Source organism: Mucilaginibacter sp. CAU 1740 (assembly GCF_039839285.1).
Classification (GTDB): domain Bacteria; phylum Bacteroidota; class Bacteroidia; order Sphingobacteriales; family Sphingobacteriaceae; genus Mucilaginibacter.
The window spans coordinates 720,197-732,192 of the sequence record NZ_JBDOQS010000002.1; the positions used below are offsets into that span (position 1 = coordinate 720,197).

The 11,996-nt window shown below is 41.8% G+C and carries 10 protein-coding genes; 7 read left to right on the forward strand and 3 right to left on the reverse strand.

All coding sequences use genetic code 11. The features are described 5' to 3' along the window. Positions 1-70: 70 nt before the first annotated feature. From AAFN85_RS07130 to AAFN85_RS07140, 3 genes are all read left to right on the forward strand, one after another. The gene (locus tag AAFN85_RS07130) at positions 71-3,058 is read left to right on the forward strand and encodes a glycoside hydrolase domain-containing protein (protein WP_347526386.1); all 2,988 of its coding nucleotides are present in this window, start codon (positions 71-73) and stop codon (positions 3,056-3,058) included. 189 nt (positions 3,059-3,247) lie between these two features. After that, entirely contained in the window at positions 3,248-3,946 is a 699-nt protein-coding gene (locus tag AAFN85_RS07135) for an adenylate/guanylate cyclase domain-containing protein (RefSeq protein WP_347526387.1), read from the forward strand. A 58-nt stretch (positions 3,947-4,004) separates the two neighbouring features. Then, a complete protein-coding gene (locus AAFN85_RS07140; RefSeq protein WP_347526388.1) occupies positions 4,005-4,631 on the forward strand; it encodes an SMI1/KNR4 family protein in 627 nt (208 codons plus the stop codon). 5 nt (positions 4,632-4,636) lie between these two features. On the opposite strand, the gene AAFN85_RS07145 is transcribed toward AAFN85_RS07140, so the two are convergent. The 3 genes from AAFN85_RS07145 to AAFN85_RS07155 form a co-directional block, all read right to left on the reverse strand. Beyond that, entirely contained in the window at positions 4,637-5,422 is a 786-nt protein-coding gene (locus tag AAFN85_RS07145; RefSeq protein WP_347526389.1) for a polysaccharide deacetylase family protein, read from the reverse strand. A gap of 62 nt (positions 5,423-5,484) precedes the next feature. Further along, positions 5,485-6,057: a hypothetical protein gene (locus tag AAFN85_RS07150; protein ID WP_347526390.1), complete on the reverse strand. Its 573-nt coding sequence runs from the start codon at positions 6,055-6,057 to the stop codon at positions 5,485-5,487. 94 nt (positions 6,058-6,151) lie between these two features. Then, entirely contained in the window at positions 6,152-6,712 is a 561-nt protein-coding gene (locus AAFN85_RS07155; RefSeq protein ID WP_347526392.1) for a hypothetical protein, read from the reverse strand. 128 nt (positions 6,713-6,840) lie between these two features. On the opposite strand from AAFN85_RS07155, the gene AAFN85_RS07160 reads away from it, so the two are divergent. The 4 genes from AAFN85_RS07160 to AAFN85_RS07175 all read left to right on the forward strand — a co-directional run bounded on the left by AAFN85_RS07160 (position 6,841) and on the right by AAFN85_RS07175 (position 11,994). After that, positions 6,841-8,079, forward strand: coding sequence for a pitrilysin family protein (locus AAFN85_RS07160; protein ID WP_347526393.1), 1,239 nt, complete (start codon positions 6,841-6,843; stop codon positions 8,077-8,079). 101 nt (positions 8,080-8,180) lie between these two features. Beyond that, a complete protein-coding gene (locus AAFN85_RS07165; protein ID WP_347526394.1) occupies positions 8,181-9,458 on the forward strand; it encodes a pitrilysin family protein in 1,278 nt (425 codons plus the stop codon). Between the two features lie 291 nt (positions 9,459-9,749). After that, positions 9,750-11,222 carry an IMP dehydrogenase gene (guaB, locus tag AAFN85_RS07170; protein ID WP_347526395.1) on the forward strand — a complete coding sequence of 491 codons (1,473 nt, stop codon included), beginning with the start codon at positions 9,750-9,752 and terminating at the stop codon, positions 11,220-11,222. A gap of 166 nt (positions 11,223-11,388) precedes the next feature. Further along, positions 11,389-11,994: a hypothetical protein gene (locus AAFN85_RS07175; protein ID WP_347526396.1), complete on the forward strand. Its 606-nt coding sequence runs from the start codon at positions 11,389-11,391 to the stop codon at positions 11,992-11,994. Positions 11,995-11,996 lie beyond the last annotated feature (2 nt).

Below are 11,996 nucleotides of genomic sequence, written 5' to 3' on the forward strand. Positions count from 1 at the left end.
TGACATATTTTAATTGTGGTCAGATAAAACTCCACAACACATTATAAAAAGTACTGACTAAATTTATTCCATGAAAAAACAATTGTTGGCTGCAGCCATCCTTTTAACAGGCTTTACTGCATCTGCGCAAAAAGTACCTTACACCAACTGCGATAACTGCTGGCTGGCCGATTCATTAGGTAACCACCGTATAGTATTAACTTTTAATGGTACAGGTAAGGTGGCTAAAGCAGTGATCAACTGGCGCAGGAGGGATGATAGCCCCGAGAACAGGCGGATCATTATTGAAGATGCCAAAACCAAACAAAAAATAACCAATGTAAAAATTGGCTCAGTAAACCGCGAAAGCGGAGAACTATATTTCGAGCCTACATCCGGTAAAGGAGAATATTTTGTTTATTACATGCCTTATAAAAACGAAGGCCGATCAAACTACCCAAAAGGCGTTTACCTCAAGCCTGAGAATACCGCGTCAGGTGATTGGCTGAATATCGTTTCTATTAATAAACAGATCCCATCAGTAACGGTAAAAGAATATCAATCAATAGATGCTTTTAACAGTTTTTACCCTATGGAGGTAATTGCTACAAAAGCTGAAACTGAGGCCTTGATCAGCAAACATAAAACCGAACCATTCCTCATCTTCCCGGAAGATAGAACGAATTCTATCCGCATGACAAAGGATTTACCTCAACGCTGGATAGAGGCAGGCCCGCAGGCAAAGTATGTTGGGGGAGCTGAGCGTGGTGAAAATTTCGCATTTCAATTAGGTGTATATGCCTTGCACGATATTGAAAATGTGAAAGTACAATTTAGCGATCTGAAATCTGCTACTGGTAAAATTATCCCGGCTTCAAAACTGTTTTGTATAAACACCGGCGGTATCACTTATGATGGTAAGCCGCTTACTAAAACCGTAAATGTGAAACAAGGCGAAGTACAGGCCTTATGGTGTGGCGTTGATGTTCCGGCATCTGCTATAGCTACGGCTTATACCGGAAAAGCCACCATCAGCATCAACGGTAAATATGAAAAAACTATCGCGTTGACTATCAAGGTAAACAATAAGTTATCGAAAGACGGCGGCGTAAGTGAACCTTATAAAATGACGCGTTTAGGCTGGTTAAACTCAACCATGGCTCAGCAAAATACAGTTATTGCACCTTATACTCCTCTGCAAATAAACGGCAATACCGTTAGTTTATTAGGGCGCAAAGTAGAGGTAAACAAGGATGGTTTCCCTAAACAGATCCAAACCTATTTCACTCCCGAAATGACGGAGTATGCGACTGCCCCAAACAACTTGTTAACCGAGGGCATCCATTTTCATTTTATCAATTCGGCAGGTAACAAAATAAACCTGAAAAGCCAGGGCGTACAATTTACCAAAAAAGAAGGCGGTACCGTACAGTGGACGGCAGTAAGCGCCAACGATAGCTTGCAGATGAGTGTAAGCGCATCGTTAGAGTTTGATGGTTTTATTGCCTACACCGTAAAAGTAAAAGCTTTGCAGGATGTGAGCCTGAAAGATATCACCATGCATATCCCTTTCAAAAAAGAGTTCGCAAAGTATATGATGGGCCTGGGCCAGAAAGGCGGTTACCGTCCCGACAACTTTGAATGGAAATGGGATGTAGCTCACAAAAACCAGGATGGCGCATGGATAGGAAATGTGAATGGTGGCTTACAATATTCGCTAAGGGATGAAAAATATGTACGTCCGTTAAATACCAATTTCTACCTGCAAAAACCTTTATTGTTGCCAACATCATGGGGAAATGATAACAAGGGAGGTATAAAAGTCGCCTTTGACGGAAATGCTGTATTGGCCAACAATTACAGCGGAGCACGCGATCTGAAAAAAGGCGATGAGCTGTATTATAATTTTACACTGCTTATCACTCCGTTCCATACCATCAATACCGATTTTCAATGGGCTACAAGATTTTATCATGCTTATAAACCTATTGATACCATTAAAGAGGCCGGTGCTACGCTGATCAATATCCACCACGCTACGGCCATCAACCCCACCATCAATTACCCCTTCATCGCCTGGCAAAAAATGAAGGCTTATGATGATTCTGCACATGCGGAGGGCTTGAAAGTGAAGATCTACAACACCATTCGTGAGCTGTCAAATCACGCCTACGAAACTTTTGCCCTGCGTAGTTTAGGTCATGAGATCTATTCTCCGGGCAAGGGAGGGGGATTTAGCTGGTTACAAGAGCATGTAGGCGATGATTACATTGCCGCCTGGTTTGTACCCGAAATTAAAGATGCGGCCATTATTAATAGCGGCATGAACCGCTGGCATAACTACTATGTTGAGGGCATGAACTGGCTCACCCAAAACGTAGGTATCGACGGTATTTACCTGGACGATGTAGCTTTCGACCGTGTTACCATGAAGCGTATTAAACGTGTGCTTACCAAAGATGGTCACCCTGGCATTATCGACTTGCACTCGGCCAATCAGTACAACAAAAGCGATGGTTTTAACAACAGCGCCAACCTGTATATGGAGCATTTTCCATATCTCAACAGGCTTTGGTTTGGCGAGTATTTTGATTATGAGAAAAATGATCCTGATTTTTTCCTTACCGAAGTAAGCGGGATCCCATTCGGTTTAATGGGCGAAATGCTGCAAGGCGGAGGCAACAAATGGCGGGGCATGGTTTACGGCATGACCAACCGCATGCCATGGAGCGACGGTGCCGACCCGCGCCCCATCTGGAAAGCATGGGATAACTTCGGCATAAAGGGAACCAAAATGATAGGTTACTGGGTTGATGATAATCCGGTAAAAACCGATAAGGAAAAAGTGATCGCTACAGTTTACAAAAAGAAAGGTGCCGCCATGGTAGCCATAGCAAGTTGGGATAATGCCGATACCGATTTTAAACTAAACATCGACTGGAAAAAATTGTGCATTGACCCGGCAAAAGCGACTATAACCGCACCGGAGATCAAAAGCTATCAACCTGCTAAGACTTTTGGATTAAACGACAGGATCCCTGTTGAAAAAGGTAAAGGCTGGTTATTAATCATTAAATAAAAACGCGCTCGTGTTGTATTTAAGCCCCTCCATCCTTTAAGTTTATAAACTTGAAAGGATGGAGGGGCTTATTGTCATATCAAACTCTAAATCAGGTCATCCGTTTATCACAAGCAGGTAATTTAAATTTTATTTAAAATGTTTTCGTGAGCTTCGCGTCTGTATTGGTATAATATAAAATACATGCTCATGAAAAACTTAGACTTAGCATTAAACGGAGCCTGCTCCATCAACATAAATACCTCTGCCGACGAGGAAAAAGAGTTGGCCATTTTGTTTTTAGATATCCGCAATTTCACCGGCCTCATGGAATCACAACCCGGTCAGGTAGTGATCAACGTAGTGCGTCGCTTATTTACCGCCTTTAACACCATAGTAAAAAACTTTCAGGGTAAGGTAGTTGAAATTGCAGGTGATAACCTTTACGCTGTTTTTGGTTTACAAACCGGCGTTCGCGAGGCTGCTAACAACGCTTACCAGGCAACAAAAGCCATATTTCAAACGGTAAGCATGTTTAACGAAGCATATGCCGAACCCTTTTATGGCGGTCCGCTTGAAATTGGTGTTGGCTTGCACACCGGTAAAGTATTTGTAGGCGAATTTGGCTTAGATGGTGCCAGCAACTTATCTGTTATGGGCTTACCCGTAAATATTGCCGCAAGATTACAGTCAAAAACCAAAGAGTTAAATAATGATCTGCTGATATCGGAAGAAGCTTACAGCTTATTGGATAGCGATGGTGTGAGTTTTAATACACAGACAATCAATTTGCAAGGTATATCTCATGGACAGCAGGTAAGGTTGGCAGGCAAATCCTACAATAACGGGCATTATTTAAACAGTGCGTCCAGTCAGAATTTCGATTACTTGCTGGCTATCTCAGGGTAATAATATTCTTTTATCCGGAGCATTTTTGCGTTAGTATTTCAACGGCTATATTTAGGCCATGAAATCTGATAATACAGACATCTCTACGTTGCCCGTTCCAGACGATAGCGAACTGTTTTTTGCCTCCTTTAAAACCCTTAGTGAACGTCATTGGCAAATAGTCAATCTTGAAAATTGCTGGGGGTATCAAATTCAGCAGAACTCTAAATGGAAACCAGGTTTAACCGATGCTGAGTTGTTAAAATTTGAGGAAGAGATGGGCTTCGCATTTCCACAGCCGCTTCGTAGCTTTTATAAAGTAATGAATGGTATCGATAAGCCCGGCATTAATATATGCGGTAACGATGGCTCCCCGGCAAAATATCTTCCTGTTTTTTATTCTTACCCGCAAGATCTTGCATTGATCAAAGATACTATCAACTGGATATTTGAGGCCAATTCAATTACCGGGGATGAGTTGCTTCCTGCGGGAATTAGCCGGATCTTTCCTGTTCACAGTCATCGATTTGTTTTGATCGATATACCAGGCAATCCGGTGCTCTCTATGTATGGCAATGATATCATTTACTATGGCGATAACATTAGTAAATTATTGATCAGGGATATTTTTAATTATGCTAAAATACCCAGGCGCTATAAAAGTAAAATTGAGGTTGATACAGAAATTAAATTTTGGTTTCGCTAAGTGTGTTATTTTGCAACCTTACCAAACCCGTGTTTAATATAAAAATCCAATGTGCGGGTATCCCAATAACCGCAATCAATTACCCGCCGTATGGTCATCAGTGGGTCTTTAGTATCGCGCGGCTGATCTAACTGAAAAGCTGCCTTAAAATTCCGCTTGCGCAGTTCAGGTAAACCCTGCGAATTCCAGATACCGTACGGAAATGCGAAGTACTTAACTGGTTTGCCGGTTATGGCTTCAAGCTTGCGAGTGGGCACATCTAACTGCTTGTCCCAGTCGGCTCCTTTAAGTTTGTTAAAGTTGGCGTGGTCTTGTGTATGGCAGGCAATTACGTTCCCCTCGTCCGAGAGTTGTTTCACCTGTTTCTTATCCATGTAATATTTGTTTTTACCCAGGTTAGTGGTAACAATAAAGTAAACGCCTTTAAAATTGTACTTATTCAGTTCGGGGCGGGCTACGGTAAACTGATCTCCGTCGCTGTCATCAAAAGTTAGCATGATGGGTTTTGATGGGAGTGGGGTGCCTGTAGTAAGGTAATCGTATAACTCGTCGGGTAAAATGGTGTGGTACCCGCTATCCGCCAGCATTTTCAGGTGAGCTTTAAAAGTAGCCGGGGGAATAATATAATTTTTGTCCACCTGCCTGTCGCTGGGCCGCCAGTTCCTGATTTGATGGTAGCATAAAACAGGTACTTGTTTACGGGCTAAAATAGCGCTACTGTTAGCCGGTTCTTTAACCGGAACGATACTAAAAAAGCAAAGCGAAATGAGGGTGATAAGCGGTTTTAACACGGCAATAAATAATTGATCAAATGTAAAAAATGCTACAGATTTTACAAGTGATCAATAAATTTTTAATTAGCCTTTCGGGCTTCCGGGGCATCGGCAAATTTGTGGTATTTGCCTAATAATTTGCCTATTAAGACCATCAACGGGAAAAATGTGGCCTGTACAAACGTCGGTATCTCCAACATATAAAATTCGGATTTGTATCGCCTCATTAAAAATGAGATATCGAACATACTCGGTTTGCCATTACCAGCATTAACCGATGTGTGGATCTCTTTTAAAAGGTAAACAAAGCTATCAACAGGAGCAACCCAACCTGTGCAGTGCAGGGTTTGGTTACCCGCGTTCCAAAATTTGTGTGGCTCGCCGGCCAGCCATGTTACGGTTTCACCAACAGTGATAAACCTTTCGGGCTTTCCAGGCTCTTTAATACCCATGGTGCCTGCAATAACAGTAAGCGATTCGTCCTGCAAATAGTGAACATGCATTGGCGGGCCGCCTTTTATGGGTATCTTATTTTCTACCTCTACCGCTTTTCTTCCTTGCCCATCGGAATAATAGCGGTGAAAAGTCATCACATCTTCAGGGTTGTTTGTTATCTCTAAGGGGAGCTGTATATCGTTTTCTATTTTTTTCATAATTTTCAGCATTTGACATTGTCAAAATTAATTAAAAACTTGACGTTGTCAAATATTTAAGAGGTGAAAATAATTACCGGATAAGCTTGCCTATTTAAAATGAGGTTTTTAACTCCTCAAGCATCTTTCTTCCAGCGGTTTGTATAGCAGCCGTTCCATCACGCATCAAAAATTCAAGCTGGGCAGGTAGTTCGTCGGCTATCCACTTGTATCGATTCCTTAAATTAAGCAAGGCCCGGCCTGAAAAAACTTTAACAGCTATTTTAACTTTAGCATCTATCATCCATTCAAAAAGCTGTTCGACTGTTGCTTCCAGATCGAGGCTGTTTAGTTGTTTCTTAATCGGCGACGATTCTTTTTCTTCGGTAGCGTGCATCAGTATTTTGGCATAGTGCCGCTGGCAGCCGGGATTGGTAACCTCCGGAAAGCGAGTTATAAGATATTCGAGGTTATCCGTAAACGCGTTGGCATCTTTCAAAAACATGTTTTCAAGCAACCAAGCGGCCCTAAATGCCAGCGGTTTATCCGGGTGGAAGGTGATATCTATGAGGTCGCGAAGTTGAAATTTCTCTTCGGCCAAAATGCGCCCAAGCTCAAGCACTTTGAGTTTGCCAATGGTGTTGGCTATTTTTTGAATGAGTTGATCGCTGGTCATGTTCGTAGCCTAAAAGTAAAAATAACTGGTGGCTTAGCGTAAAATAGCCGTTCATTTTAAGTCGGCACCACCAATGTCATCAAAAGTTATACATTTGCTAACCGTATATATAATATTTAGAAAGATACATGGTTAAATTCAACCGATTTACCTTAGACAATGGCCTCCGGGTTATTGTTCATGAAGATAATACAACACCAATGGCAGTGCTCAACATTCTGTATGATGTTGGCGCGCGCGACGAAGACCCCGAGCAAACCGGCTTTGCCCACCTGTTTGAGCACCTGATGTTTGGCGGATCAATAAATATTCCCACTTATGATGAACCGCTGCAAAGGGTAGGCGGTGAAAATAACGCCTTCACCAGCAACGATATCACCAATTACTATATCACCCTGCCATCGGCCAATATCGAAACCGCCTTCTGGCTGGAAAGCGACCGGATGCTAAGCCTCGCCTTCAGCGAAAAAAGCCTCGAAGTGCAACGTAATGTGGTAATTGAAGAGTTTAAACAACGCTATTTAAATCAGCCTTACGGCGATGTTTGGTTAAAACTTCGTCCATTGGTTTACAAACAGCACCCTTATCGTTGGGCAACCATTGGTAAAACTATTAAGCATATTGAGGATGCAAGGATAGAGGACGTAAAAGCTTTCTTCAAAAAACATTACAACCCTCAAAATGCCATTATGGTAGTAGGAGGTAATGTAACTACAGAACAGGTTAAAGAACTTACCGAAAAATGGTTTGGAAGTATCCCCGCAGGTGAAAAATATCACCGTAACCTGCCGCAGGAGCCAGAGCAAAATGAAGCCCGTCGTGAAACGGTAACTGCTAAAGTTCCGCTTAATGATGTGTATATCGCTTTCCAGATGGGAGCACGTTTGGATGCCGATTACTATGCGGCCGAGATAATTTCAGATCTGCTTTCGCGCGGAAACTCGTCTCGCTTATATAAAGCCCTGGTTAAAGAAAAACAGCTGTTTAGCGAGGTGCATGCTTACATTACCGGCAGTTTGGATAAAGGCATGTTTGTGCTGGAAGGCAAGCCTTTAGATGGTATAACTATTGAGCAGGCTGAAGCTGCTTTATGGGAAGAGGTAGAAAAACTCAAACACGAAGATGTACCTGCCTACGAGATGACCAAGGTGCAAAACAAAACCGAATCGACCATGATATTTGCCGAGATGAGTTTGTTGGATAAGGCCATGAACCTGGCTCAATACGAACTGCTTGGCGATGCCGATATGTTGAACCAGGAAACATCTAAATATTTGCAGGTAACTATAGCCCAGGTAAAAGAGCAGGCGCAAAAGTTATTCAGGAAAGAAAATTCATCAACGCTTATTTATTTGGCGGAGAAGTAACAGAATCAGAATTTTCAGAATTTTAGAATGAACAGAATGGTATAGCCAAATTCTGGGAATCCTAAAATTCTGAAAATTCTGATTCAGATAATTTTATTATTATGATCAACAGAAAATTAGCTCCCGATTTTAGGGCTATCGATAATATAAAACTCATCAGGCCCGAGCATACTAAGCTTGGCAATGGCTGCAATCTGTTCTGCTTTAACTCAGGTGATCAGGAGCTGGTGCGTATTGAGTGGATTTTTGGCAATCTTACTTTCGATCCGGCCAAACCGCTGCTAAATATGGCAGTGAATACCATGCTTACCGATGGTACAGCAACTTTAACAGCCGCGCAAATAGCTGATAAAATTGATTTTTACGGCGCGTTTTTACAGGTTGATTATGGCTACGAAAACTCACAGGTTACGCTTTACAGTTTAAATAAGCACTTAGGTAGCACCTTACCTGTAATTGCTGATATCCTTAACAATTCTATTTTCCCCGAAAAGGAACTGGAAACATTTAAGCGTAACCAGCAGCAAAAACTACAGGTAGGTTTACAGAAAAATGATATCTTGGCGCGACGTGCATTTAACAGGGCTGTATATGGCCCAACCATTTATGGTTTCGCAGCAGAAATGACCGACTACCAAACCCTGCATCGCGATGATATGGTGGCGCATTACAGGCAAATGTACCAGCCTTCAAACTGTACTATTGTTATTTCGGGAAAGATAGAGCCGGAAGCGCTCAGTCTGATAACTGATACATTTGGGGAGAGTTGGGTAAATGGCGCAATTGCTGCAGTAACAACTCAACCAGAAATTAAACCGGCTGCCGATCTGTTTTATTTTACAGAAAGGCCCGACGCGCTTCAATCGGCTATTAGGATAGGCGTGCCCGTCATCAACCGTAATCACGAAGATTTTCAATCTTTACAGGTTTTAAATACTGTATTGGGCGGCTACTTTGGTTCGAGGCTGATGGCCAACATTCGCGAGGATAAAGGTTATACCTACGGAATAGGTTCGGGATTGGCATCGTTTAAACAAGGCGGCGCATTCTTTTTAGCCACCGAGGTAGGGGCGGATGTGTGTAAAGATGCCATTGCCGAAATTGAAAAAGAAGTAAACCTGCTTAAAACAGAATTAGTTCCGGAGGAGGAGCTTTCCTTAGTACGTAACTACATGCTTGGTTCAACTCTGGGCAGTTTGGAAAATATTTTTTCGCATGCCGATAAATTCAAAACCATCTATTTTGCGGGCCTTGATTACGACTATTACGACAGATATACCGAAACGGTGAAAAACATCACCTCGGATAAACTGATCAAACTCGCTAACACTTATTTTAACTTCGATCAGTTTTATAAGGTGATCGTAGGAAAATATTAATTTTTGATTTCGGATTTCGGAATTTCGATTTCGGATTTACTTTGATTTAGGGATGTTTGATTTTGCTTTATAAGTGAGTTGATTATCCCCAATTTAAAATTCTTTAAATAAATCCCAAATCGAAATTTCGAAATCCGACATCCAAATAAATCCGAAATCGAACATCCCAATTCCGAAATTCGAATTATCATCCCAAGGCAATTTTCAGGAAATTCGAAATCTGAATTCTAAACTTCGAAATATTTTATTACCTTTGCCCGGCAAATAATAACTCCAAAATAATTATTTGCTATGCAGTTAGACCCATCAAAATTTGTTGCCGAAGGATTAACTTACGACGACGTTTTACTCCTCCCAGCTTACTCAGAAGTTTTACCACGCGAAGTAAACACCAGCACTTATTTAACTAAAACTATCCGTTTAAACATCCCGATCCTATCGGCTGCTATGGATACTGTTACCGAGGCTGAATTGGCTATCGCCATTGCACAGGCCGGTGGCTTAGGCATATTACACAAAAATATGACCATCCAGGCCCAGGCCGATGAAGTACGCAAGGTTAAACGCTCGGAAAGCGGCATGATCCAGGACCCGGTTACTTTACATGCAGATGCCCTGCTTGCAGATGCTTTTCAGTTAATGAGAGAGTTTAGCATTGGTGGTATCCCGGTTATTGATGCTGATCATAACCTGAAAGGCATAATCACCAACCGCGATCTTCGTTTCCAGAAAGATATGTCGGTACCGGTTAGCGAGATAATGACCAAAACTAACCTGATCACGGCACCCGAAGGCACTACCCTTACAGATGCTGCCAACATACTGCAAAGCAATAAAATTGAGAAACTACCTGTTGTAAATAATGATGGGAAACTGGTAGGCCTGATCACTTATAAAGACATTCAAAAAGTTAAGAACTTCCCTAACGCATGTAAGGATGAGTTTGGCCGCCTTAGAGTTGGCGCGGCTGTTGGTGTTGCTGCAGATAATATTGATCGCGTTACAGCGCTTGTAAATGCCGGTGTTGACGTTGTTACTGTTGATACCGCTCACGGCCATTCAAAAGGAGTTATTGATATGGTTAAGGCCGTTAAAAAGCTTTATCCTAATCTGCAGGTAATTGCCGGTAACATAGCAACCGGCGATGCTGCTATAGCCCTTGCCGATGCAGGTGCCGATGCTGTTAAAGTTGGTATTGGTCCGGGTTCAATTTGTACTACCCGTATTATTGCCGGTGTTGGTGTACCTCAGTTATATGCCGTTTACGAGTGTGCTAAAGCACTTGAAGGCCGCGGCGTTCCGGTTATTGCCGATGGTGGTATCAAACAAACAGGCGATATTGTAAAAGCTATTGCAGCCGGTGCAAGTTCTATCATGGCAGGCTCACTGTTTGCCGGTGTTGAAGAATCACCAGGCGAAACTATCATATACGAAGGCCGTAAGTTTAAATCATACCGCGGTATGGGTTCGGTTGAAGCGATGGCTAAAGGCTCGAAAGATCGTTACTTCCAGGACGAGACTGATGTGGTAACCAAACTGGTTCCCGAAGGTATTGTTGGTCGCGTTCCATTTAAAGGCAGCATGGCCGAAGTAATATTCCAATACATTGGTGGTTTACGTGCCGGTATGCACTACTGTGGTGCTGCCAATATTGAAGATCTGCAACGTGCCAAATTTGTGCGTATCACCGCAGCTGGTATGCGCGAAAGCCATCCGCACGATATCACTATCACTAAAGAAGCACCTAACTATACAAGCAGGTAATTCTTTTTAAATAGTATAATATAAAAGCCTGGATGTACAGCTGATCAGCATCACTGTGTATTCGGGCCTTTTTGTTTGTTGCCGGTTGTAGACTACAGGTATCTGTAAGGTAACTTACGTATAACATACGTTAAATAGTCATTGAATAAATTTGTTATCATTGAATATGAAAATAAGAACACTTCTATTGATCGGGTTATCATTGTCAGTTTTGATCATGCAAGCCTGTCAAACCAAAAGCCAGCCTGAAATAATTAATTTATTCGATCCTAACAATAATGCGGAAGGTTTTGGAGGAGATGTACGCTTATCAGTAACTCAAAAAACTAAAGTTAACGAGGTTGTTGTTTACGATTTGAAAGCTAATTATAGAGGTAAACTTGTTGGCTTTCAGATTGTCGTTCCCGAGAATACTAATCAAAGTAAAGAAGGCTTTGGAAAAGGAATTGAAATTAAAAGCATGGGGAAAATAAGCGATGATTTTAGGAATGCCTTAGCCGAAATTTATAAAATAAAGACCGACCAAGAGAAGAAGTTTATTGATAAAATACCAGTTGCTTTCGTCGATCTCGACGCGTTTGCTAAAAGCGTAGTAAAAAACGCAAAATTGGATGGAAGTGATTTTAAGAAATTGAAATTATTTTTCGAATCGAAAGATGGAGAGGAAGCGGAGCTTTTTTTCAATATAAATAAAGATCAAACTCAGGTTGAACTTGCGGAGAAGGATGAGGAATACCGTCCGCTACTTATTAATTTTTTTACTAAATCATAATT